Consider the following 25,503-nt stretch of genomic DNA (forward strand, 5'->3'; position numbering starts at 1 on the left):
CCGAACGGATCCGGCGCGAAAACGTAAGGACAAGCATGTAGCCCGCCCGGGCCCAGTCGTTTGTCGCCAACGCCTCGTCTTCGTCTGCACTGCGGGGCGTAGCACCGTTGCCGCCTCCTGCCGCGAACGGTGATTCGCATCTGAAGCAACGCCAAATGGCAAGAAAGCCAAGTGTTGTTATTTTACAAAACCAAGCCGCATCTGACATCACCAATTTCCGCTTTTAGCCACAAAATTGTGAATTCCGTGTTGCGAATCCACAAAACTTACGCGCTTGTAAGGTTTGTATGAAAATTTTATGGTAGCGTACAACAACCAGTGTTAATCAAACGCTCAGAAGCGCTGGCTGTTACGTACTGTTAGATAAAAACATACCTCATCGGGGGAGACAAAGTGACGAAGTTCCAGAAAACTGCGATCGCCGCGGCGGTTGCGCAGGTTACCTTCCTGTACGCCCAAGCGGCATGGGCCCAGACCACCACCACCGCTCCGGCGGCAACCCCGACCACCGGCAACGTGGTGGTGGTCAGCGGCCAACGCGCCGCACTGCAATCGGCCCAGAAACTCAAACAGGATGCCGACGAAGTCGTCGATTCCATCGTCGCCGAAGACATCGGCAAACTGCCGGACCGTTCGGTCACCGAGGTGCTGCAACGCATCGCCGGTGTCACCATCGACCGTAACATGGCGGGCGACCCGAACCGCCAGTCGGTCGAAGGCTCGGGCGTGTCGGTGCGCGGCCTGACCTACGTGCGTTCCGAAGTCAACGGCCGCGACGCGTTCTCGGCCGGCGGCGGCCGCTCGCTCGGCTTCGCCGACGTGGCACCGGAGCTGATGGCCGGCGTCGACGTCTACAAGAACCCGTCCGCCGAACAGGTGGAAGGCGCGATTGCCGGTCTGGTCAACCTGCGCACGGCCATGCCGTTCGACTACAAGGGCTTCAAGGGCACGCTGGGCGTGTCGGAAACCTATTCGACCCTGCGCAAGGGCAAGCCCGAGCCGACCGGCACGCTGCTGCTGTCGAACCGCTGGAATACGCGGTTCGGCGAATTCGGCGCCTTGGTCGACTTCGCCCATGCCAAGAGCCCGAGCCGCTCGGACGGCGTGGGCGTGGATCCGTATTTCCCGCACGTGAACTCGCAGGATCCGGCACTGTACGACCCCGCCAAAACGCAATGGATTCCGCTTGGCGTCGGCTACCGTTCGCAGGACTTCGACCGCGTCCGCCGCGGCGACTACGCGGCCTTCCAGTGGCGTCCGAACCGCGACATCACGGCCGCGCTGACCTATTTCAAGACCCGCTACAAGGAAGACCTCACCGAGCGCGGCATTGCCTCGTCCGAGGACAAGTGGTACCAGCAGGTCGCCAGCGCCGACTCGGTCTTCAACAGCAACGGCGTGTTCCAGAGCGGCACGATCTCGAACCCGACCTACGGCGGTTCGCCGTTCAACAGCGCGCAGCGTCTCAACTCGCGTCAATCCGGCACCCGCGACCTCGCCCTGAACGTGCAATGGCGCGTCTCGCCGTCCCTCACCTGGAACAACGACTTCCAGCACGTCCGCTCGACCACCGAAGGCTTCGACGCCGACGTGTCGACCGGTTTCATCCTGCCGAACCAGGCAGTGGACATGCGCGGCAAGGTTCCGCAGATCGGCCTCGGTTCGGCGGCCTACATGGCCGACCCGAACAACTACTACTGGGCTTACACCCAGGAGGCACTGGACCGCGCCAAGGCGACCCAGAAGGCATGGAAGTCGGACTTCAAGTTCTCGTTCGACGACCCGGTCCTGCGCGATGTCCGCTTCGGCTTCCGCATGGCCGACCGCGAAGGCGTGAACAACAAGGCCCAGAAGTTCTACAACTGGCAGGCCATCACCTTCCCGTGGATGGAAGGCTGGCAGATTCCGCACGTCGCACGCCTCGGCGATCCGCGTTTCTCCGGCGGTGCGTCGCTGCAGACCATCAACAACTTCTTCGACGGTAAATTCAACCTGCCGCCGATGCTGTTCGCGGACGAGTCGACGGTGCGCGGCTTCCCGGGCGAGTGGACCAAGATCCACGCCTACCACGACGTGCTGTGCGCGGAACAGGGTTCGACCTGCGAAACGTGGAAACCGGCGACCTTCAACGACCCGGCCGCCACCAACACCCAGACCGAGAAGACCCGCGCCGCCTACACCCAGCTGCGCTTCGGCTGGGATAACCTGAAGTACCCGATCGACGGTAACATCGGCATCCGTTACGTGAAGACGAAGAGCAACGGCAGCGGTTACGTCTCGTTCGTGCCGCCCGCCGCCACCGATGTGCCGGCCGGCGTCCCGGTCAGCGGCCAGGAAAAGCTGATCAACATCGCGGCGTTCGCGCAAGCCCAGTCGTCCAGCAATTCGTATGACAACTGGCTGCCGAGCCTGAACCTGCGCATGAAGTACAGCGACAAGCTGCAGTTCCGCTTTGCGGTGGCCAAGTCGCTGTCGCGTCCGGACTTCAACCAGCTGCAGGTGCAGACCACGCTGAATGCGTCGAACCAGCAGACCACGATCCGCGATGCCGCCGGCAACACGACCGCGGTCCAGTTCAACGGCACCACCCTGACCGGTACCAGCGACGGCAATCCGCAGCTGAAGCCGACCACCGCGACCAACGTCGACCTGACCGCGGAATGGTACTTCGCCAAGGCCGGTTCGCTGACCTTCTCGGCCTTCAACAAGGACCTGAAGGACATCGTCACCACCCAGAACTACGCTTACACCGCGAACGACGTCACCGGCAAGCCGCAGACCTTCGTGGTCACCGGTCCGGTCAACGGCGCCAAGGGCTTTGCCCGCGGTTTCGAGATCGCCCACCAGCAGTACTACGATTTCGTGCCCGACTGGTTGCGCGGCATCGGCACCCAGGCCAGCTGGACCTATGTGTCGAGCGAACGCAAGCTGAACAACCCGGTGTACGAACCATGGTGCTCGGGTAACGACGCCTCGTCCAACTACAACCTGAACATCAACGGTTGCGACACCGACGGACGTGCGTTCGGCAAGACCCCGCTGCAGGGCCTGTCGCGTCACACCATCAACCTGGCGGTGATGTACGAGCAGCACGGCCTGTCGATGCGCCTGGCCTACAACTGGCGCTCGCGCTACCTGCTGGGCGTGAACCAGTGGGGCAGCCGCGGCACCAACGGCCTGAACACGAATCCGGCAGCGAATCCGGCCCAGTACCTGATCCCGACGACCAACAACGACCAGGCCTACGGCCTGCCGCTGTACCAGGCGCCGTACGGCCAGGTGGACGGCTCGATCTTCTACGACTTCACGGACAAGTTCCGTGTCGGCCTGGAAGCGACCAACCTGACCAACTCGTATACGCGCCAGATCATGGAGCAGCACGTGGGCAACTTCACGCGCCAGGTCTTCATGAGCGGTCCGCGCTACACGCTGCTGGCACAGTACTCGTTCTGACCGCATGATCCGCACCGATCGTTAGTCGATCCATCCTCGACGCCGCCGCGACCTCCCTGGGGTCGCGGCGGCGATTTTTTATCCAGCAAGGAGACTTCATGAACATCCAAGGCGAAATGATCATCGGCAGGCAGGCCGTGCGCGGCAGCGCCGGCACCCTGCGCGCCTACAATCCGGCCACCCACGCCGAGATTGAACCCGGCTTCGGCACTGCCAGCGCCGACGACCTGGCCGCCGCCTGCGAGCTGGCCGAGCAGGCTTTCGACGCCTACCGCGCCGTGCCGCTGGAGCAGCGCGCGCGCTTCCTCGAGAACATCGCCGAGCGCATCGTCGACATCGGCCCGATCCTGATCGAACGTGCCGCGCAAGAATCCGGCCTGCCCACCGCGCGCCTGGAAGGCGAACGTGGACGCACCGTCAACCAGCTGCGCCTGTTCGCCAAGGTGGTCCGCGACGGCCACTTCCTGGAAGCGACCCTCGACTCCGCCCTGCCCCAGCGCACGCCGCCGCGCCCGGACCTGCGCATGCGCAAGATCCCGCTCGGCCCGGTCGCCGTATTCGGCGCCTCCAACTTCCCGCTGGCCTTTTCCGTCGCCGGCGGCGACACCGCCTCCGCACTGGCGGCCGGCTGCCCGGTCGTGGTCAAGGCTCACAACGCCCACCTCGGCACCTCGGAACTGGTGGCCAAGGCGGTGCGCCAGGCCGCCGAGGAATGCGGCATGCCGGAAGGCGTGTTCTCGATGGTGATCGGCGAAGGCAACCAGATCGGCGCCGACCTGGTCGGCCACCCGGCCATCAAGGCGGTCGGCTTCACCGGTTCGCGTGGCGGCGGCCTGGCGCTGGTGCGCATCGCCGCCGCGCGCCAGGAACCGATCCCGGTCTACGCCGAGATGAGCAGCATCAATCCGCTGTTCCTGCTGCCGGGCGCACTGGAAGAGAAAGGCGCCGCGCTGGCGCCGGCCTTCGTCGACTCGCTGGTGCTGGGCGTCGGCCAGTTCTGCACCAACCCGGGCCTGGTGATCGGCCTGGCCGGCCCGCAGCTGGAAGCCTTTACGGCTGCCGCCGCCCAGGCGCTGCAGGCCAAGGGCGCCGGCACCATGCTGACCGCCGGCATCCACAAGGCCTACGTCGACGCCATCGAGAAGCGCGGCGGCGTATCCGGCCTGACGCTGGTCGCGCGCGGCAGTGCCGAGGGCCAGGGCTGCGCCGCCCAGGCCGCGCTCTGGCTGTGCGATGCCGACACCTTCCTCGCCAACCCGGCGCTGGAAGAAGAAATCTTCGGGCCGGCCTCGGTAATGATCGCCTGCCGCGATGAAGCCGAGATCCTGGCCGTCGCCAGCCACCTCGAAGGCCAGCTGACCGCCACCGTCCACGCCACCCGTGCGGACCTGGGCATCGCCGGCAGCCTGCTGCCGATCCTGGAACGCAAGGCCGGCCGTATCCTGTTCAACGGCTTCCCGACCGGCGTCGAAGTCTCGCACGCCATGGTCCACGGCGGCCCGTTCCCGGCCACCTCGGACAGCCGCACCACCTCGGTCGGCGCCACCGCCATCGAGCGCTTCCTGCGTCCGGTGTGCTACCAGGATCTGCCGGCCGAACTGCTGCCGGAAGCGCTGCGCGACGACAATCCGCTCGGCCTGGCACGTGTGGTCGACGGCGTCCTGCGTCCCGCCGCATAAGCTGTCCCATAAGGTAGTTCTGCTGTAAAAACGTCAGGCCGTTGCGCGCAGCGGCGGCCTGACATCTGCGACAATCGCGCATCATCCGCACTGTCTCCCCCATCATGACCAAACCATTCCGACGCATCCTGTTCACCGGCGCCGCCGGCAACCTGGGCCGCCGCCTGCGCCCGCACCTGCAGCAGTTCGCCGACGTCGTGCGCCTCGCCGACCTGGCCGACCTCGGACCGGCCGGCCCGGGCGAGGAAACCGTCCGCTGCGACCTGGCCGACCGCGACCAGGTGATGGCGATGTGCGAAGGCGTGGACGCGATCCTGCATTTCGGCGGCGTCTCGACCGAGGAAGCGTTCGAACCGATCATGCAGGCCAACATCCTGGGCATGGCCAACCTGTACGAAGCGGTGCACAAGCTCGGCATCCGGCGCGTGGTGTTCGCCAGCACCAACCACACGATGGGCATGTACAAGACCACCGACCAGGTCGACGCGAGCATGCCGACGCGGCCGGATGGCTACTACGGCGTCTCGAAGGTGTTCGGCGAATCGCTGTCGCGCTATTACTGGGACCGCTTCGGCATCGAGACTGTCTGCATCCGCATCGGCTACTGCTGGGAGGAAGCGACCAACTACCGCCAGATGGTGACCTGGCTGGGCCTGGACGACCTGGTCCAGCTGCTGTGGCGTTCCCTGGTCACGCCGCGCGTGGGCCACACGATCACCTTCGGCATCTCGGACAACGACGGCCGCTGGTGGGACGACCGCCACGCCAGACACCTGGCCTACAGGCCGGTGCAGAGCTCGCGCCAGTTCGCGCACAAGATCCCGCAGGCCGTGAACTGGGAGGACATGCAGGACATCACCCTGACTTTCCAGGGTGGGGTGTTCCTGCATAACGGGCCGAAGTACAAGGATTGAAGCTTGCGCGAGAAATGAAAAAGTAAGAAATAAAAAAGCAAGAAATAAAAAAGGCAGCCGGTCGGCTGCCTTTTTTATTCGTGCTGCTCCAAGACGTCGTTCCCGCGAAGGCGGGAACCCAAGTTGCACGCTCCGCCATGACGCTTCGAACTTGGATCCCCGCCTTCGCGGGGATGACGTTGTTTTAGTGCGCCTATATATGAGTAGCCCGGCTTCTATGAGCCACGCACTGCTCAAGCAGCGATCAGCGACGTCCGCTGCGGGTCGCCACATCCAGCCACACCGCCAGCGTCAGGATCGCACCCTTCACGATCATCTGCCAGTAGGTGTCGACGTCCAGCATCGACATGCCGTTGTCCAGGCTCGCCATCACCAGGGCGCCGACCAGCGCGCCGTGCACGGTGCCGGCGCCGCCGCGCATCGAGGTGCCGCCGATGAAGCAGGCAGCGATCACGTCCAGTTCGCCGGAGGTGCCGGCCGACGGCGAACCGGCGGCCAGGCGGGCGGTGTTGATCAGGCCCGCCAGCGCGCACATCAGGCCCATCAGGCCGAAGATCCACAGCTTCACGGCGCGCACGTTGATGCCCGAGAGGCGGGTCGCTTCCATGTTGCTGCCGACCGCGTAGATGCGGCGGCCGAACACGGTCTGCTTGGCGATGTAGCTGAACACGCCCAGCAGCACCAGCAGGATCAGCACCGGCAGCGGGATGCCTTCGTAGCTGTTGAAGGTCGAGATGAAGCCGGCCAGCACGATGCCGGTCAGGGCGACGCGGAACAGCGAGCGCCACAGCGCGATCACCGGCAGGTTGTGGCGTGCCTGGTTGGCGCGCTGGCGCACCGCCAGCACCGCGGCCAGGGCGAACAGCACCACGCCGAGGACGATGCCGAAGGTCGGCGGCAGGTAGGCCTGGCCGAGCTGCTCGAACTCCGGCGAAATCGGCGCGATGGTCGCCCCCCCGGTAATCCCGAGCACGATGCCGCGGTAGGCCAGCATCCCCCCTAGGCCGACGATGAACGAGGGTATTCCCGCATACGCCGTCAGGTAGCCGTTGACGAAACCGAGCAGCAGGCCGCTGGCCAGCACGATCGCCATCGACAGCGGCAGCGGCAAGTGGTGGGTCACGTCGAGCACCGCCGCCGCCCCGCCCAGCAGCCCGAGGAGCGAGCCGACCGAGAGGTCGATTTCGCCGGCGATGATGACGAACACCATGCCGCAGGCCAGGATGCCGGTCACCGACATCTGGCGCATCAGGTTCGACAGGTTGCGCGCCGAGGTGAAGCCGCCGTCGGTCTTCCAGCTGAAGAACGCCCAGATGACGGCGATCGCCACCAGCAGCGCCAGGATTTTATATTGCGTGAAGATCTGCTTGAAGTTGAGCGTGCCGCCCGATGCCGGTGCCGCGCGCCTTGCCGCGGCCTGCAGCGGTGCCTGTGCCTTATCCATGATGGTGTCCCTGTCCTTGTTCCTGCAATTGTTCGTGTCCCTGCCCGATTGCGGCGGCCAGCACCATTTCCTGGGTCAGTCCCTTGTTGTCGAAATTGCCGCGCAGTTTGCCTTCGCCCATCACCAGCACGCGGTCGGACACGCCCAGCACTTCGGCCAGTTCCGACGACACCATGATGATGGCGATGCCCTGCGCCGCCAGTTCGAGCATCAGCTTGTAGATCTCGAATTTGGCGCCGACGTCGACGCCGCGGGTCGGCTCGTCCAGGATCAGCACCCTGGGGCCGGTCAGCAGCATCTTGGCCAGCACCGCCTTTTGCTGGTTACCGCCCGAGAGCGCCGTGATCGGCAGCGCCGGGCTGGCGGTCTTCAGCGCCAGGCGGCGGATCTGCTCGGCCACCTCGCGCGATTCCAGCCCGTCGTCGATACGCGACATGCGCGAGTAGCGCGACAGCACCGACAGCGTGATGTTCTCGCCCACCGACAAATCGCGCACGATGCCGTGGTGCTTGCGGTCTTCGGGCACCAGCGCGAAGCCGGCGTCGATCGCCTTGAGCGGGTTCGACGTGTTCACGCGCTGGCCGTCGAGCCAGACCTCGCCCTCGTACGTGCCCTCGTAGGAACCGTAGATGGCGGTGACCAGTTCGGTGCGGCCGGCGCCGACCAGGCCGGCGATGCCGAGGATCTCGCCGCGGCGCAGCTGGAACGACACGTCGTCGACCTTCTTGCGCTGCGGCTGGTCCGGGTCCCAGCAGGTGATATGGCGCGCTTCCATCACCACCTCGCCCACCGGGTGCGGCAGCGATGGATACAGCTGGTTCATCTCGCGGCCGCACATCTGGGCGATGATGCGGTCGACGTTCATCTGCTGCATCGGCGTGGTGGCGATGTGCTTGCCGTCGCGGATGACCACGATGGTGTCGCAGATCGCCGCCACCTCTTCCAGCTTGTGCGAGATGTAGACGCAGGCGACGCCCTTCGCCTTGAGGTCGCGGATGATCTCGAGCAGCACCTCGATCTCGGCGGCGGTCAGCGAGGCCGACGGCTCGTCCAGGATCAAGAGGCGCGCCTTCTTGTTCAGCGCCTTGCCGATCTCGATCAGCTGCTGGTGGCCGCCGCCGTAGTTCTTCACCGGCAGCACGACGTTCACGTCGGGCAGCTTGAGTTCGTGCAGGATCTCTTCGGCGCGGCGGTTCATCGCGTGGTAGTCCAGGCGGCCGCCCGGCAGCGTCAGCTCGTTGCCGAGGAAGATATTCTCGGCAACCGACAGTTCGGGTACCAGCATCAGTTCCTGGTGGATGATGATGATGCCGGCGGCCTCGGTTTCGCGGATCGATTGGGCACGCAGCGGCGCGCCCTCGAGCAGGATTTCGCCGTCCCAGGTGCCGTGCGGGTAGACCGCGGACAGCACTTTCATCAGGGTCGACTTGCCGGCGCCGTTTTCGCCGCACAGGCCGATGCATTCGCCGGGACGGATGGCCAGGTCGATGCCGTCGAGGGCGGGGACGCCGTCGAAGCGCTTGGCGATGGCCTTCATTTGTAACAGGTAGTCGGACATTGCGGGCTCAGTGATACGTGTATTGGAGATTGCGTACGTACGTATGAACGTCGCCCCTGCGAAGGCAGGGGTCCAAGTTTGTTGGCGTCTCGACTGCGCGCGCGACTTGGGCCCCTGCCTGCGCAGGGGCGACGTTGTGTGAGTGCGCTTTTATTTACCGGCCAACTGCGCCTGCGTATAGAACCCATCCTTCACCAGCATGTCCACGTTCTGCTTGTTCAGCATCACCGGCTTGAGCAGCAACGTGTCCACGTTCTTGAACCCGTTGTTCATTTGCGCATTGAACGCCGGCTTCTGCCCGCGCACCAGCTGCACCGCCAGGTTGGCGGCATTGGTGGCGATTTCGCGCAGCGGCTTGTAGACGGTCATGGCCTGGGTACCGGCGACCACGCGGCGCACCGCGGCCAGGTCGGCGTCCTGGCCCGAGACCACGGTCTTGCCGGCCAGCTTCTGGGCCGCCAGCGCCTGGATCGCGCCGCCGGCGGTACCGTCGTTGGAAGCGACCACGGCGTCGATCTTGTTGCCGTTGGCGGTCAGCGCGTTCTCGACGATCGACATCGCCTCCGACGCGCTCCAGTCCTTGACCCACTGCTTGCCGACGATCTTGATGTCGCCCTTGTCGACCAGCGGCTGCAGCACCTTCAGCTGGCCTTCGCGCAGGATCTTGGCGTTGTTGTCGGTCGGGGCGCCGCCCAGCAGGTAGTAATTCCCTTTCGGCTTCAGCGCCACCAGCGACTGCGCCTGCAGTTCGCCGACCGCGCGGTTGTCGAAGGAGATGTAGGCGTCGATGTCGGCGTTCAGCATCAGGCGGTCGTAGGACACGACCTTGATCTTGGCCTTCTTGGCTTCGCGGACGGCGTTGTTCAGCACCGTCGCGTTGTAGGGCACGATCACCAGCACGTCGACGCCGCGCGAGATCAGGTTCTCGATCTGGGCGATCTGGCGCTGCTCGCTGGCATCGGCCGATTGCACGAACACCTTGGCGCCCAGCTTCTCGGCGGCGGCGTTGAAGTAGTCGCGGTCGCGCGCCCAGCGCTCGAGGCGCAGGTCGTCGATCGAGAAGCCGATCTTCGGATGCGCCGCGTCGGCGTGGGCGATGCCGGCTGCGCCGAGCATGGCGCAAGCGAAGGTCACGGCCTGGATGATTTTTTTCATGTCCTGTCTCCTGTTACTTGTTTATTGAGTGGCTTAGTGGTTGTGACGCGGCATGTCGTCACGGACACCACGGTATGCCAGCGCCAGCTCCATGCAAGCGCCGGTGTGCAGCTGGCCGACGGTCGCACGGTAGATCTGCTGCCACGGCGTCTGGTTCGGCGGGATCGCCGGCGGCGCGTCCTGGCGCCGTTGTTCCAGCTCTTCATCCGAGACCAGCACGTCGCAGCGGCCGGTATTCAGGTCGACGCGCACCACGTCGCCGGTGCGCAGCAGCGCCAGGTTGCCGCCGGCTGCGCTTTCCGGCGAGGCGTTCAGGATCGACGGGCTGGCCGAGGTGCCGGACTGGCGGCCGTCGCCCAGCGTCGGCAGCGCCGTGATGCCCTGCTTGATCAGCGCATCGGGCGGTTGCATGTTGACCACCTCGGCCGATCCGGGCCAGCCCACCGGGCCGGCGCCGCGGATCACCAGCATGGTGTGGGCGTCGATACCGAGCGACGGGTCGTTGATGCGGTGGTGGTAATCGTCGGAACCGTCGAACACCACGACCTTGCATTCGAAGCGGTTCTCCTTGCCCGGTTCCGACAGGTAGCGCTCGCGGAAGGCATCCGAGATCACGCTGGTCTTCATGATGGCGAAGTCGAACAGGTTGCCCTTCAGGACCATGAAACCGGCGTGCTGCTTGAGCGGCTGGTCGAACGGCCAGATCATCTCGCGGTCGTGGGTTTCGCGGCCGACCAGGTTCTCGGCCATGGTGGTGCCGGTGACGGTGGGGCGCTTCGAACGCAGCAGGCCCTTCTGCTCGAGTTCCCACATGATGGCCGGCGTGCCGCCGGCGCGGTGGAAGCGCTCGCCGAGGTATTTGCCTGCCGGCTGCATGTTGAGCAGCAGCGGGACGTCGTAGCCGTAGTCCATCCAGTCCGATTCCAGGATCTCGACGCCGGCATGGCGCGCCATCGCCACGATGTGCGGCTGGGCGTTGCTGGAACCGCCGATGGCGGCGTTGACGACGATGGCGTCGAGGAAGGCGTCGCGCGTCAGGATGGTCGACGGACGCAGGTCCTCGTGCGCCATGGCGACGATGCGGCGGCCGGTATCGTAGGCCATCTGGCCGCGCTCGCGGTAAGGCGCCGGAATCGCCGAGCAGCCGGTGAGCGACATGCCGAGCGCTTCGGCGACCGCGTTCATCGTCGACGCCGTGCCCATGGTGTTGCAGTGGCCGACCGACGGTGCCGACGCGGTGGCGATGTCGATGAATTTCTTGTCGTCGATTTCGCCCGCGGCCAGGCGCTGGCGGCCCTTCCAGATGGCGGTGCCGGAACCCACCAGTTCGCCCTCGAACCAGCCGTCCAGCATCGGACCGCCGGACAGCACGATGGCCGGGATGTCGACCGTCGCCGCCGCCATCAGCTGGGCCGGGGTGGTCTTGTCGCAGCCGGTGGTCAGCACCACGGCGTCGATCGGATAGCCGTGCAGGATCTCGACCAGGCCGAGGTAGGCCAGGTTGCGGTCCAGCGCCGCGGTCGGACGGCGGCAGTTCTCGAAGATCGGGTGCAGCGGGAATTCCATCGGGATGCCGCCGGCATCGCGGATGCCGTCGCGCACCCGCTTGGCCAGGTCCAGGTGGACCCGGTTGCAGGGCGCGATGTCGCTGCCGCTCTGGGCGATGCCGATGATCGGCTTGCCCGAGCGCAGCTCGTCGGGGGTGATCCCGTAGTTCATGAAGCGCTCGAGGTAGAGCGCGGTCATGTCGATGCGTTCCGGGTTGTCGAACCAGTCCTGGGAGCGGAAACGACGCGGGGTGTTCTTTTCTTGACTCATGCTTTCATTCCTCGATCCGCAGCTTGTGCTGCGGCAGTCCCGGCGTTTCCACGCGGAACGTGAACAGGCCGCCGGCCTGCGGTTGCTCGGCCAGCTCCTGGTCGGAGAGGCCCTTGCGCGCCGTGGTGGCATACACGGTGCGCAGGTCGTCGCCGCCGAAGGCCAGCTTGGTGACGTTGGCGCACGGGAAGCGGACTTCGCCGACCTTGGCGCCAGCGGCGTCGAAACGGTCGATGCGCCAGCCGCCGAAAGTGGCGACCCACAGGTGGCCGGCGGCGTCGACCGCCATCCCGTCCGGATAGCCGCCGTCGGTGATCTCGACGAACAAGCGCTTGTTGGACAGGCTGCCGTCCTGGGCGCGGTCGAAGGCGTACACGCGCTTCTGCAGCGTGTCGGTGTGGTACAGCGTGGCGCCGTCCGGGCTGAGCGCGGGACCGTTGGTGATCACGTAGCCGTCGTCCATGCGCGCGATGCGCTTGCCGTCGAAACGGTACAGCGCGCCGGTCGCCGCTTCCTCGGCGTCGTGCATCGACCCGAACCACAGCGCGCCGTCGGCATCGACGTGGCCGTCGTTGAAGCGGTTGCCGATCTCGTCGGCTTCCACCTTCGCCAGCGGCAGGAAATCGCCGGCGGCGTCGTCGAAGCGGTACAGGCCATCTTCGAGCGAGCAGACCATGCTGCCGTCGGCGGCAGGCACGATGAAGCTGACCTGGCCCGGGGCGTCCCAGCTCCGGCGATCGCTGCCGTCATGGCCGCAGCGGTGGATGCGGCGGCCCTTGATGTCGACGAACCAGACGCGCTTGGCGGCGGCGTCCCACAGGACGCCCTCGCCGAGCGTGGCGCCCACGTCCCACAGGCAGGAGAGTGCGTTCGCGTTCATGCGCCGTAGAATCCCGCGTCGACGAAGTATTCGCGTCCGCTGCAATGGCGCGCATTATCCGAGGCCAGGAACAGGGTCAGCGCCGCCACGTCCTGCATCTCGACGCGTTCGGGCAGGCACTGGCCGGCCAGGATGCGCGCTTCTTCTTCCGGGTTGTGCCACAGCGCCTGCTGGCGCGGGGTGCGCACCGCGCCCGGGATGATGGTGTTGGCGCGGATGCCGTAGTGGCCGGCGTCGCGCGCCAGCGCGCGGGTCATGCCCTCGATGCCGGCCTTGGCCGTCATGTACAGGTGCAGGTGGTTGTGCGGCAGGTGCCACGAGATCGAACCGAAATTCAGGATCGCGCCCTGGCGCCTTTCCTTCATCCCGGCCAGCACGGCCTGGGTGCAGAAGAACATGTGGCGCAGGTTGACGTTCATGCGGCTTTCCCAGTAGGCCGGGGTCACGTCCTCGATGTCGTGGCGGTCGTCGTTGGCCGCATTGTTGAGCAGGATGTCGACGCCGCCGAGCTCCTCGTGGATGCGCGCGAACACGCTTTGCAGCTCGTCGATGTTGGTCAGGTCGCACTTGATGAAGGTCGGCGCGGCGGCGGCGCCGCTCAGGGCGCTTTCCAGCGCGCGCGAGGCTTCTTCGGCGATGTCGAGGAACACCACGCGGGCGCCCTGCCCGGCGAACGCCGTGGTCAGCTCGCCGCCGATGCCGCTGCCGCCGCCGGTGATGACTACGCGCTTGCCCTTCAGGTCGGGGTAGGTGGCGTAGACGAAATCTTGTTGGGTAAGGTCAGACATTCAATTCTCTTGATGGATGCCGCGCTGCGCGAGGCTCTTGTACAGGGCGCGCACGCCGAAAGTCCAGGGCTCGATCTCGTCGCTGCGCTGAACGGTATTGACCAGGGTGCCGAGCGTCGGCGTCGAGATGCTGACGCGGTCGCCGGCGTGGTGGGTGAAGCCGCCGCCGGCCGCATCGCGGTCCTTGATCGGCGAGAACATCGTCCCCAGGAACAGCATGAAGCCGTCCGGGTACTGGTGATGGGCGCCGCAGGTCTGGGCCACCAGGTCGAGCGGGTCGCGGCTGATCTCGCGCATCTGGCTGGTGCCTTCCAGCGTGAAGCCGTCGTCGACGCCTTCGATCAGCATGCGCACTTCCGCCTGGCGCAGCGTGTCCATGGTGAAGCCGTTGTCGAACAGGCGGATGAAGGGACCGATCGCGCACGAGCCGTTGTTGTCCTTGGCCTTGCCCAGCAGGAGCGCGCTGCGGCCTTCGATGTCGCGCAGGTTGACGTCGTTGCCGAGGGTGGCGCCGAGCACGGTGCCGCGGCTGTTCACTGCCAGCACGATCTCCGGCTCCGGGTTGTTCCAGTTCGAGACCGGGTGCAGGCCGACGTCGAAGCCGTGGCCGACCGCCGACATCGGCTGCGACTTGGTGAAGACTTCGGCATAGGGGCCGATGCCGACTTCCATGTACTGCGACCACAGGCCGCGCTCGATCAGTTCGTCCTTCAGGCGCAGCGCCTCGTCCGAACCCGGCTTCATGTCGCGCAGGTTGGTGCCGATCGACGCCTGCAGGGTCTGGCGCAGCTCTTCGGCGCGCGCCGGATCGCCCTTGGCCTGCTCTTCGATCACGCGCTCCAGCAGGCTGACCGCGAAGGTCACGCCGGCGGCCTTGATCGCCTGCAGGTCGCACGGCGCCAGCAGGCGCAGCGCGCCCGGGCCGGGGTTCTTTTCGGAAGCCGCGACCAGTTCGGCGAGGTCGCCGAGGTCGTCGCCAGGCGCGCTGCGGGCGACCGCGACGGCATCGTCGCGCTCGAACAGGTCGGACACGGTCGGCGCGTGGCGCGTGATGTCGATCACGCGGCCGCCGCGCACCGCCACCACGGCCGGGCCGTTGACCGGGGCTGGACGCCAGACGCGGCCGACCAGCAGCGCGTTGGCGACGTCCTCGGGTAGTGCTTTGGTCTGCTGTACTGTCATGTTGTCCTCGCTTGCAGGATCACGCCACCGTCAGGGTCGCCTTTTTCAGGTCGACGCTGTTCGGTCCGGCGAAAATGGTGAAGGTGCCCGGCTCCACGACGCGTTTCATGTCGGCGTTGTAGAACCACAGGTCGGTCGGTTTGATGTCGAAGGTCACGGTGCGGGTCTCGCCCGGCTCCAGCGTCACGCGCTGGAAGCCTTTCAATTCCAGCAGCGGGCGCGTGACGGAGCTGACGTCGTCGCGGATGTACAGCTGCACGACTTCGTCGCCGCGGCGCTGGCCGACGTTGCGCACCTGGACCGAGGCACGGGTGCTGCCATTGGTGCCGATGCGCGCCGACTGCAGGACCGGCGCCGAGATCTCGAAGCGGGTGTACGACAGGCCGAAACCGAACGGGAACAGCGGCGTGGTCGTGTTGTCGATGTAGCCGCGGCGGCTGCTCGGCTTGCGGTTGTAATACATCGGCAGCTGGCCCACGTCGCGTGCGATCGTCACCGGCAGCTTGCCGCCCGGGTTGGCGCGGCCGAACAGCAGGTCGGCTACCGCGTGGCCGGTCTCCTGGCCCAGGTACCAGCATTCGAGCAGCGCATCGGCGCGTTCGGCCAGCAGGGTGGCCGACAGCGGACGGCCGTTCAGCAGCAGCACCACGGTTGGTTTATTCAGCGCGAAGATGGCGCGTGCCAGGTCGTTCTGCTGGCCCATCAGGTCCAGGCCGGTGCGGTCGCCCAGGTGGTTGTCGGCCCAGGCTTCGCGCGCGGTCTGCTCGTTGTCGCCCAGGACCATGACGATGGTGTCGGCCGACTTGGCGGCTTCGACCGCCTCGGCGATCAGGCGCGCGTTGACTTCCGGCTTGGTGAACACGATCTCGTCCTTGCCCCAGACGTGGCCTTCGGTCAGGCGCACGCCTTCCGAGTAGGCCAGGCTGAAGCCCTGGGCCTGCGCTTCCTTCTGCAGGCCTTCGTAGACCGAGACCACGTGGCGCGGCACATCGGAATAACCGCCGATCGGCGTGTCCTTGGCGTGGGTGCCGAGCAGCAGCAGCTTGCCGACCTTCTTGCCTTGCAGCGGCAGCAGACCCTTGTCGTTCTTCAGCAGCACGGCGCTGCGGCGCGCCGCTTCCAGCGCCAGCGCGATCGCGTCCGGTGCGGCGGTGCGGGCATCGGCCTGGGCCACGTCGGCGTACGGGTTCTCGAACAGGCCGGCTTCGAATTTCAGCTTCAGGATGCGCCGCACGGCGGCGTCGATCTCGGCGGTCGCGAGCTTGCCTTCGCGGACCAGTTCGGCCAGCTTCACGTAGCCGAGCGGATCCGGCGTCTCGATGTCGACGCCGGCCTTGACCGCGCGCAGCGCCGCTTCCTTCGGGTTGGCGGCCAGGCTGTGGCGGGTCACCAGCTCGTTGACGGCCATGTAGTCGGACACCGTCACGCCCTTGAAGCCCCACTCCTTGCGCAGGACGTCGGTCAGCAGCCAGCGGTTGGCGTGCGACGGAATGCCGTCGATCTCGTTATACGAGGGCATGACGGCGGCGATCTTGGTTTCGCGGATCAGCTTTTCGAAGGGCGGGAAGAAATCCTCGCGCAGGGTGCGCTCGCCGACGTTGGCCGGGCCGATGTTGGTGCCGCTTTCCGGCTGGCCGTGGCCGGTCATGTGCTTCAGGGTCGCGTAGACCTTGTCCTGCGCCAGCGGCAGCGTGTTGCCGGAAAAGCCGAGCACGGCCGCCTTGCCCATCGCGCCGCACAGGTGCGGGTCTTCGCCGTAGGTCTCTTCGATGCGGCCCCAGCGCGGCTCGCGCGCCACGTCGACCACCGGCGCCAGCGCCAGGTTGGCGCCGCGGGCACGCATCTCGCGCGCCGCCATGCTGAAGATCTTCTCGACCAGCGCCGGGTCGAAGCTGGAGGCCAGGCCGATCGCCTGCGGGAAGCTGGTCGCCTCGCGCGCCACGTAGCCGTGCAGCGCTTCCTCGTGCATCAGCACCGGGATGCCGAGGCGGGTGCCTTCGACTGCCCACTTCTGGACGGCGTTGACGTATTCGGCGGTTTCGCGCGGACCGCGGTGGGCGGTCTCGCCGGCGTCGCCGGCCACGCTGGCGGCCGCGCCCAGCTGGCGGTCGGACGGACGCGCGAACATGCCCATGCCATGCGGGTGGGCGGCGCGTGCCTTGTCGGGGTTGAAGCTGGTGTCGGAGTTTTGCAGCGCGGCCTTCTGCTGCCAGATGCACTGCATTTGCGCGATCTTTTCTTCGATCGTCATGCGCTTGAGCAGGTCTTCGACCCGCGCATCGACCGGCGCGCCGGCCTGTTTGTACAGCATTGCGCCGTTCTTGGCGGCGCCGGCCTGCGCCATCACGGCACCCGGCAACACGGCCAGACCGGCCACGCCACCTACCGACGCCAGGAATTCCCTGCGTTTGATACCCATCGATCTCGTCTCCACTGCTTATCGTTATGGTCCGTCCGGCCTGCGCCGGCGGTGTCTCCAACTGCCTGTTTCGTGTGACTCTGGGTGCGGTAGAACATTCTTGTAACAGTGATGTTACCGCAACCATTCCAGTCTAAACGGCAGAATCGATTCATGTCAATGAAATATTGGCGCAAATGATACCGCCGGGCAGGCGATGCCATAGGCGTGGCGGGAGACGGCGCGGCGTGTAGCGCGCGAGGGATGCAGGCGGGGTAGAACGCAGATGTTAGCGCGACCAGCGACGCTGGCAGCGCAACCGGGAAGACTGGGTAGACCTGGGAAAGCACGGCGGCGCGCTTTCCGGTCCATGGCCCTGTTCAGTTGGCGGCGTGGACGTGCTTGACAGGGGTCGGCTTGGCCGCCGCCTTGACCACCGGCTTGACCGAAGGCAGGCGCGCCGGCGGGCGGATGCGCGGTGCGGCGTCGGACTGGCGCCGTACCAGCTCGAAGTCCATGCGCACGCGTTCCGGCTCGACCGTCTCGCCTTCGCGCAGCGCCCGCACCTGGCGCACCAGCGCCTGCACGGCTTCGCGCGCCATCTCGGCGATCGGCTGGCGCACCGTGGTCAATTCCGGCCAGATGGTGGTGGCCAGCGCGGTATCGTCGAACCCGGTGACGGTGAGGTCGCCCGGCACGTCGAGCCCGAGGCGGTGCGCGACCGCGACCGCGGCCGCCGCCATGTCGTCGTTGCTGGCGAAGATCGCGGTCGGACGCTCGTCCAGCGCCAGCAGGTGCTCGGCCGCGTCCAGGCCGGAGCGGTAGGTGAACATGCCCTGCACCACCAGCTCTTCGGACTTGTCGCCGCCCTTCTCTTCGATGGCGGCGCGGTAGCCGGCCAGGCGGCGCGCGCTGGCGGTCTGGTTGGGGTGGCCGACCACGAAGCCGATGCGCTGGTGGCCGAGCGCCATCAGGTGGCGCGTCATGTGGTAGGCGGCGTCGTAGTCGTCCACGCTGACCGCGCCGACACGCTCGTCCGGCAGGCCGCAGGCGACCGCGACGGCGGGAATCCCGGCCGCGGCCACGCCGGCGATGATGGCTTCGCTGTCGCCGAGCGGCGGCGGCAGGATGATGCCGTCGAGGCCGTTTTCGATCAGGTGGCGCGTCTGTGCTTCCTCGTGCTGGCCGGCTTCGCATTTTTCGACGAACAGCTGGACGTTGTTCAGGCCCGACTGGCTGAGCAGGCCGACCAGGAACTCGCTGAGATAGCCGGCACTCGGGTTGCTGTACAAGAAGCCGACGCGGATCGGCTTGGAGCCGGCTAGGTTGCGTGCTTCCTGGTTGGGGGTGTAATTCAGGGCGGCGACGGCGTCCGCGACCTTGCGCCGTGTGCTCTCGCGCACCAGGCCCTTGCCGTTCATGACGCGCGACACCGTCATGGCCGATACGCCGGCCAGCTTGGCGACGTCGGCCATGGTCGGCTGGCCGCGGCGCTCGACGTCCTGTTCGACCTGTTCGTGGATGGCCCTGGCGCCGCTGCCGGCAGCCGGCTTGGCCTCGATTTTGACTTTAGTCATGTCTGGCACACCCCTGTCACATCCTGTTGTTTGCGCTATCTTAGCACAGTAACATCCGCCTACGCGATAGGCCCCGAGGAGAACGAAACACCCGAAAAGCCCGCGAAATCGATTTCAAAACCACAAAGTTTGCGCTAACATCCAAGAATCGGCTAAGCTTCGGCAAACATCCGGTTCTCAAAACAATAATAGGAGACACATGGTGCAGCGCTATGTCATGCGGCGCGCCGCCGCCCTTTCGTCCAGCCTCTCCGGGCTGGTGCTGGCCTGCCTGTGCCTGTGCCTGTGCATTACCGCGGGCGCTGCTGACCAGCCCGCCGACGAGGATGGCTACCGCCTGTGGCTGCGCTATGCCGCCCTGCCCGCTGCCCGACGCGCACAGGTGCCGGCCGGGCGCATCGCCAGCCTGGCACCCGACAGCCCGACGGTGCGTGCCGCCCGCGCCGAACTCCAGCGCGGGCTGGACGGCCTGCTCGATCGCCCGGCCGGCGCGGCCGATGGCAATGGCGTCACCGACGGCGGTATCGTGCTGGCGCGCGCCGCCGACCTGCCGTCCGACGCCGCCGTCCAGCCGCGCCTGCGCGTGCTCGGCACCGAAGGCTACCTGGTCGAGCGCACCCGCCTGCGCGGCCACGAGGTCACCCTGGTCGCCGCCAACACCGACATCGGCCTGCTGTACGGCAGCTTCGCCTGGCTGCGCGCGCTGCAGGCCGGCACGGCGCTGCCGCTGGCCTCAAGCCCGGCGCTGCCGCGGCGCCTGCTCGACCACTGGGACAATCTCGACCGCAGCGTGGAGCGCGGCTATGCCGGGGAATCGATCTGGAACTGGTGGGAACTGCCGGGCATCGTCGACCCGCGCTACACCGATTACGCGCGCGCCAACGCCTCGCTCGGCATCAACGGCGCGGTATTGAATAACGTGAATGCCAAGGCCGAGGTGCTGGGCGCGCCCTTCATCGCCAAGGCCGCCGCCGTGGCCGCCGTACTGCGTCCCTACGGCATCCGGGTCTACCTGTCGGTGCGCTGGTCGACGCCGCTCGAACTGAAGCAGACCCGCAGCGCCGATCCGCTCGATCCCGAGGTCGCCGCATGGTGGCGCAGCAAGGCGGACGAGATCTACCGCACGATTCCGGATTTCGGCGGCTTCCTGGTCAAGGCCAACTCCGAAGGCCAGCCGGGTCCGCAGGACTACGGCCGCAACCACGCCGACGGCGCCAACATGCTGGCACGCGCGCTGGCCCCGCACGGCGGCATCGTGATGTGGCGCGCCTTTGTCTACAACCCGGCCTCGCACCCGGCCCGGGCGGTCGACAAGAACAGTGACCGCGCCGCGCAAGCCTACGACCAGTTCAAGCCGCTCGACGGCAAGTTCGACGCCAACGTCATCGTGCAGGTCAAGAACGGCCCGATCGACTTCCAGCCGCGCGAACCGGTGCATCCGCTGTTCGGCGCCATGCCGGCGACGCCGCTGATGATGGAATTCCAGATCACCAAGGAGTACCTCGGCTTCGCCACCCACCTAGCCTTCCTCGGCCCGCTGTTCCAGGAAGCGCTGCGCTTCGATACGCGCGCCGGCGGCCGCGAACTCACGGTGGCGCAGGCGCTGCAGGGTAAACCGGCGGGGAAAGTCGGTGGCATTGCAGGCGTGGCCAACATCGGCAGCAGCCGCACCTGGTCCGGCTCCGACTTCGACCAGGCCAACTGGTATGCCTTCGGCCGCATGGCCTGGGACCCGCTGCTCGACGCCCGCGCCGTCGCGCGCGAATGGGCGCAGCAGACCTGGTCGCCGGTCGCGCGCGTGGCGGACCCCGTCGTGGCCCTGATGATGCGTTCGCGCGAAGCGGTGGTCGACTACATGACCCCGCTCGGCCTGCACCACATGATGGGCACCGGCCACCACCATGGCCCGGCGCCCTGGGTCGACAATCTCGAGCGCCCCGACTGGAATCCCGTCTACTACCACCGCGCCGCGCGCGACGGCATCGGCTTCGCGCGCGGCGCCGCCGGCAGCAACGCCCTGGCCCAGTATGCGCCCGAGGTGGCGCGCCGCTTTGCCGATCCGGCCACCACGCCGCCCGAATTCCTGCTCTGGTTCCACCACCTGCCATGGACCTACCGCATGCCCTCGGGCCGCAGCCTGTGGCACGAACTGGTCGCGCATTACGACCGCGGCGTGGCCGAGGCAGCGGCGATGCAGGCCGAATGGGAGCGCGTGCGGCCGCTGGTCGACACGCGCCGCGGCGCCGACGTCGCCCAGCGCCTGGCGCGCCAGTGCGAGGAAGCGCAATGGTGGCGCGACGCCTGCCTGGCTTATTTCCAGCAGGTGAACGGCCTGCCGCTGCCGCCGGGCTCGCGCCCGCCGGCCCATCCGCTCGAGGACTACCGCGCGCTGGCGTTCCCGTATGCGCCCGGCCACGGCTGACGATTTTTTCACCGCAACCACAACCACAACCACACTATATAGAGAGACAAGCACGATGACGACCCGACGCACCATGCTCGGCGCCCTGGCCGGCGCCACCCTGCTTCCCGCCGCCACCTTTGCCCAGGCCCCCACACCCGCAACCGCAAGCGCCGGCGGCGGCGAAGCCCTGAAGGACATCGCGAAAGCCAAAGGCCTGCGCTTCGGCACCGCCATCAGCGCCGGCGCCAACCAGTTCGGCAATGCCGCCTACCGCGCGCTGGTCGAACGCGAATGCGGCATCATCGTGGCCGAGAACGAAATGAAATGGCAGGCGCTGGAACCGCGCCGCGACGTCAACAATTTCGGCCCGGCCGACGCGCTGCTGGGCTGGGCCCGCGACAAGGGCATGGAGATGCGCGGCCACAACCTGTTCTGGCAAGCCGAAAAATGGCTGCCGGCCTGGGTCGCGAAAGAGGACTTCGGCAGCCAGCCGAAAGGGGGCGCCGAGCGCCTGATGCGCAAGCACGTCCAGACGGTGTGCCAGCACTTCGGCAGCGCCATCAAGAGCTGGGACGTGGTCAACGAGGCGATCGATCCGGCCGACGGCAAGCAGCGCCAGAACGCGCTGACCCGGGCCTTCGGCGGCGCCAACAGCGGCCCCATCGACCAGATCGACCTGGCGTTCCGCCTCGCGCACGAATACGCGCCGCATGCGCAGCTGGTCTATAACGACTACATGCGCGGCGATACCGGCAGCGCCAAGCACCGCGCCGGCGTGCTCGCCATGCTGGCCGAACTGAAGAAGCGCGGCACCCCGATCCACGCGCTCGGCCTGCAGAGCCACATCGGTTCCTGGGATGAAAGCGCCGACCGCGGCAAGGCCGACCTGCTCGAATGGCGCCGTTTCCTCGACCAGGTGACGGGCATGGGCTACGATCTCCTGATCACGGAGTTCGACGTCAACGACCGCCGCCTGCCGGCCGACATCGCCAAGCGCGACGCCGGCGTGGCCGCTGCCGCCCGCGACTACCTCGACCTGACCCTGTCCTATCCGGGGCTGCGCGACTTCCTGCTGTGGGGCATGGCCGACAACATCAGCTGGCTGCAGACCTGGGACGAAGCGCCGCGCACCGACAAGCTGCCGATGCGCCCGCTGCCCTACGATGGCGAACTGCGCGCCAAGCCACTGCGCGGGGCGATTGCGGATGCGATGCGGGCGATGCCGGCGCGCAGCGGCGCCCGCACCTGACCCCGGCAGGCAGGCCGCCGACTGGGCGGCCTGCCTGTGCCCTTGTTCCTACCTCCTCACGGGCGGCGCGGGCTCTCCGGCGGCCCCAGGTAACTCGGCTGCAGCCCACCGGCATCGATCACCAGCCGCTGCAGCACCAGGCCCGAATCCAGCGCCCAGAACTTGAGCGTATGCCGCCCCGGCCGCGCGATCTCGTGCTCGGACAGCAGGCGTGCCGCGCCATCCGAGACGATCTTTTCCCAGTACCGTTCCGAGGCATCCGCATGCACATTGACGATGCGTGGCGCTTCGTCGTCGAACGACACCGCATAACGGAAGCCGTCACCCGGACGGAACTTGAGCGTCGGCGCCAGCGTCGCCTGCACCTTGACCTTGCCCGGCTCGAACAAAGTAACGTCGTATTCGAGGCGCATGCCGTCCTGCAGCGTGGCCGCCGGGGCTTCCGCCGGCAGCGTCGTCATGCCCGACAGCGTGAGGCCGTGGCCCGGGACGCGCAGCCATTCGCGCCCGGCCGGTGCCATGGCGCGCGCATGGTGCTCGGCCTCGATCGCCACCACGCCGCCGCTCTCGACGAAGCCGGCGGCATCGCCCGCCGCTGCGCGCGCATCGGCGTGGCGCAGCGGCAGCACCACCGTCGCCGATTGGCCATCGGCGGCGGCCACCGTCACCTGCGCCTGGGTGGTCCCGGCCGGCACGCGCGCCCAGTCGGCGCCGACCTCGATGCGTGCCGACTGCTCGACCGCGCCCCCGGCCTGGCTCAGCTTCACCCAGGGCTGCTCGGCACTCACCGTGTAGCGCAGCGGCGAAGCACCCCGATTGAATACCTCGATATAGGGTGACGTTGCAGCTGACGGATCCAGCGCAGGCAGGCGCAGCGCACTGGCCGCCGGCCACGCCGCCGCGCTGCCCTCGACCGCCACGCCCAGCGCCGGCAGCGCCGCGGACGCCGGCGCAATCTCGCGCACCGCCGGCATGATATTTGTCGCGGGGTCCTTCCAACTGGTATAGCCGATATGGGTCTGCGACATCATGTGGTTCCACTTGCCGCCGGCGACATCCTGCTGGTACTGGCGCGCCAGCTCGGCATCGCGCGCGAACAGGTCGCGCGCGCGCGCGGCCAGTGCATTGGTATCCGCGCGGCCCTGGTCGGCGTGCAGGCGGTTCTGCTGCACCGTCGCATACAGTTCGTTCAGGTTGGCGGAAGCCTCGACCGGGTACTGCACCAGCTGGAAGAAAGCGTCGCGCTTCTCGGCCGGCAGCTGCGCAGCGAGCTTGCGCGCGCGTTCGGCCAGCGCGTTCCAGTCGGCCACCACGCGCTCGGACTCGCGGTAGTGGAGCGCGCTGAAGGTCTCCGGCGCCAGCTGTTCGGGCCTGCGGCGGCCGTTGAAGCGGGCGTAGCCCTCGACCAGCGCGGCGATTTCGGCGGCGTGTTCGGCGCCGAATTCGCGCGTGGCCCAGAGCGGCAGGTAGTCGGGCAGGCGCTGTGCAGGCCAGGCCGCCGGGTTCCAGGCATAGTTCAGGAAGAATTCGGTCGGCACTTCCATCGGCTTCAGGTCGCCGACGTTGACGATCCACAGCCGGTCGGCGCCGTAGCGCCAGGCCTGGTGCATCTGCTCCCACACTTTCGGCAGCGGCGTCACGTTGATCCATTTATAGGAGCGCGGGCCGCCGACGTAGTCGAAGTGGTAGTAGATGCCGGCCCCGCCGGCGCGCTTGCGCTCCTCCGGGGTCGGCAGGCGCCGGATATTGCCCCAGTTGTCGTCGCACCAGAGCAGGGTCACGTCGTCCGGCACGCGCATGCCCTTTTCGTAGTAATCCTGGACTTCCTTGTACAGCGCCCACAGCTGCGGCGTGTCCGCCAGCGGCTTCCCGGTCTGCTGCCGGATCAGCGCGCGCTGGTCGCCGACGATCTTCTGCAGCAGCGCCACGTTGGATTCTTCCGACATCGGCTCGTCGCCGTCGCCGCGCATGCCGAGGGTGATCACCTTGTCGAAGCCGGCGCTGCGTTCCAGCCCTTTCTGCCAGAAGTCGCGCAGCACGGTCTCGTTGCGCTTGTAGTCCCACGGCCCTTTGCCGTACTTCGCCCATTCGGCGTGGGCGCGCATCATCGGTTCGTGGTGCGAGGTGCCGATCACGATGCCCATGTCGTCGGCCAGGCGGCCGTTGCCGGCATCGTCGTCGTAGAAGGCATTGCCCCACATCGCCGGCCAGATGTAGTTGGCGCGCATGCGCAGCAGCAGTTCGAAGACTTTTTCGTAGAAGCGGTGGTTGAAGCCGCCGAACTTTTCCTTGGCCCAGCCGGACAGCGCCGGCGCTTCGTCGTTCAGGAAGATGCCGCGGTAGCGCACCACCGGCGCATCCTCGACCCGCGTGCCGTCCGGGATCACCAGCGCGGGGTGGCGCGGCACCGGCACGTCGGCCCACCAGTGCCAGGGCGAGACCCCGATCTGCTCGGACACCGTGTACAGGCCGAAGATGGTGCCGCGCTTGTCGCTGCCGGCGATGACGAGTGCGCGCGCCACGCCCGGCATCGGGTTGCGCACGGTCTGGATCAGGTAGCCTTCCCATTTGCCGCGCAGGGATGCCGTGTCGAGGCGGCCTTCGCGCGCGAGGCGGTCGACCAGCGCGCTCTTGCCGAGCGTGCCGACGATGACCAGGTCACCGGCATCCTCCCGCGCCGAAGCCGCCTGCAGCAGTGCCGGCCGCGTACCGCCGACGCGGGCGATATCGGCCTGCAGGTCGGCCGCGGCGCGGCGCACGCCCGGGAACTCCTTGGGATCAAGCAGCAGGCGCGCCGGAGCGCGGCCGCCGGCCAGCGCCACGCCGGCCTGGCCGCTGTCGAAGCGTACAAACTGGCGCTCGCCCAGCGCCCACGCCGGCTGCATGGCGCCGAGGCTGCCGGCAGCGAATACGGCCAGGGTGGCCGCCAATGAGGCGCGCTTACGCTGGCCTGCGATCCAGGGTTGTCTCATCTCGTCTCCCGGCCCTCTGCGTGGCCCGTTTT

At 67.2% G+C, this 25,503-nt stretch carries 15 protein-coding genes; 5 read left to right on the forward strand and 10 right to left on the reverse strand.

The window, feature by feature from the left end; genetic code table 11:
• Positions 1–393: 393 nt before the first annotated feature.
• From FBX97_RS08675 to FBX97_RS08685, 3 genes are all read left to right on the forward strand, one after another.
• Positions 394–3,453, forward strand: a complete 3,060-nt coding sequence (locus tag FBX97_RS08675; protein WP_141830357.1) for a TonB-dependent receptor — start codon at positions 394–396, stop codon at positions 3,451–3,453.
• A gap of 98 nt (positions 3,454–3,551) precedes the next feature.
• A complete protein-coding gene (locus tag FBX97_RS08680) occupies positions 3,552–5,132 on the forward strand; it encodes an aldehyde dehydrogenase (NADP(+)) (protein WP_141830359.1) in 1,581 nt (526 codons plus the stop codon).
• 104 nt (positions 5,133–5,236) lie between these two features.
• Positions 5,237–6,046 (forward strand): NAD(P)-dependent oxidoreductase, encoded by an 810-nt coding sequence (locus FBX97_RS08685; protein ID WP_141830361.1) that lies wholly within the window; start codon positions 5,237–5,239, stop codon positions 6,044–6,046.
• A gap of 244 nt (positions 6,047–6,290) precedes the next feature.
• Here the strand turns inward: FBX97_RS08685 and FBX97_RS08690 are convergent, their stop codons facing one another.
• From FBX97_RS08690 to FBX97_RS08730, 9 genes are all read right to left on the reverse strand, one after another.
• Complete coding sequence (locus FBX97_RS08690) at positions 6,291–7,490, reverse strand: sugar ABC transporter permease (protein WP_141830363.1); 1,200 nt, start codon at positions 7,488–7,490, stop codon at positions 6,291–6,293.
• Positions 7,483–9,048, reverse strand: a complete 1,566-nt coding sequence (gene xylG, locus FBX97_RS08695) for a D-xylose ABC transporter ATP-binding protein (protein WP_141830365.1) — start codon at positions 9,046–9,048, stop codon at positions 7,483–7,485. Before xylG ends, FBX97_RS08690 begins: the two co-directional genes overlap by 8 nt.
• 150 nt (positions 9,049–9,198) lie before the next feature.
• The gene (xylF, locus tag FBX97_RS08700) at positions 9,199–10,203 is read right to left on the reverse strand and encodes a D-xylose ABC transporter substrate-binding protein (protein WP_141830367.1); all 1,005 of its coding nucleotides are present in this window, start codon (positions 10,201–10,203) and stop codon (positions 9,199–9,201) included.
• A gap of 33 nt (positions 10,204–10,236) precedes the next feature.
• Positions 10,237–12,021: an IlvD/Edd family dehydratase gene (locus FBX97_RS08705; RefSeq protein WP_141830368.1), complete on the reverse strand. Its 1,785-nt coding sequence runs from the start codon at positions 12,019–12,021 to the stop codon at positions 10,237–10,239.
• Positions 12,022–12,025: 4 nt separating this feature from the next.
• Positions 12,026–12,901: an SMP-30/gluconolactonase/LRE family protein gene (locus FBX97_RS08710; RefSeq protein WP_141830370.1), complete on the reverse strand. Its 876-nt coding sequence runs from the start codon at positions 12,899–12,901 to the stop codon at positions 12,026–12,028.
• The gene (locus FBX97_RS30030) at positions 12,898–13,689 is read right to left on the reverse strand and encodes an SDR family NAD(P)-dependent oxidoreductase (protein ID WP_141830371.1); all 792 of its coding nucleotides are present in this window, start codon (positions 13,687–13,689) and stop codon (positions 12,898–12,900) included. Before FBX97_RS30030 ends, FBX97_RS08710 begins: the two co-directional genes overlap by 4 nt.
• Complete coding sequence (locus FBX97_RS30035; RefSeq protein ID WP_141830373.1) at positions 13,690–14,871, reverse strand: fumarylacetoacetate hydrolase family protein; 1,182 nt, start codon at positions 14,869–14,871, stop codon at positions 13,690–13,692.
• Between the two features lie 19 nt (positions 14,872–14,890).
• Positions 14,891–17,290, reverse strand: coding sequence for a glycoside hydrolase family 3 N-terminal domain-containing protein (locus tag FBX97_RS08725; protein WP_141830375.1), 2,400 nt, complete (start codon positions 17,288–17,290; stop codon positions 14,891–14,893).
• Between the two features lie 359 nt (positions 17,291–17,649).
• Positions 17,650–18,846 (reverse strand): LacI family DNA-binding transcriptional regulator, encoded by a 1,197-nt coding sequence (locus FBX97_RS08730; RefSeq protein ID WP_141830376.1) that lies wholly within the window; start codon positions 18,844–18,846, stop codon positions 17,650–17,652.
• Between the two features lie 199 nt (positions 18,847–19,045).
• Between FBX97_RS08730 and FBX97_RS08735 the strand changes: the two genes are divergently transcribed.
• Together FBX97_RS08735 and FBX97_RS08740 are read left to right on the forward strand one after the other, a co-directional pair.
• Positions 19,046–21,268, forward strand: coding sequence for an alpha-glucuronidase family glycosyl hydrolase (locus FBX97_RS08735; RefSeq protein ID WP_141830378.1), 2,223 nt, complete (start codon positions 19,046–19,048; stop codon positions 21,266–21,268).
• A 55-nt stretch (positions 21,269–21,323) separates the two neighbouring features.
• Positions 21,324–22,499 carry an endo-1,4-beta-xylanase gene (locus FBX97_RS08740; protein ID WP_141830380.1) on the forward strand — a complete coding sequence of 392 codons (1,176 nt, stop codon included), beginning with the start codon at positions 21,324–21,326 and terminating at the stop codon, positions 22,497–22,499.
• 56 nt (positions 22,500–22,555) lie between these two features.
• Here FBX97_RS08740 and FBX97_RS08745 read toward each other — a convergent pair whose 3' ends face one another.
• Positions 22,556–25,471: a glycosyl hydrolase 115 family protein gene (locus FBX97_RS08745; RefSeq protein ID WP_255517358.1), complete on the reverse strand. Its 2,916-nt coding sequence runs from the start codon at positions 25,469–25,471 to the stop codon at positions 22,556–22,558.
• Positions 25,472–25,503: the final 32 nt, after the last annotated feature.

This window comes from Herbaspirillum sp. SJZ107 (assembly GCF_006715485.1).
Lineage (GTDB): Bacteria > Pseudomonadota > Gammaproteobacteria > Burkholderiales > Burkholderiaceae_D > Telluria.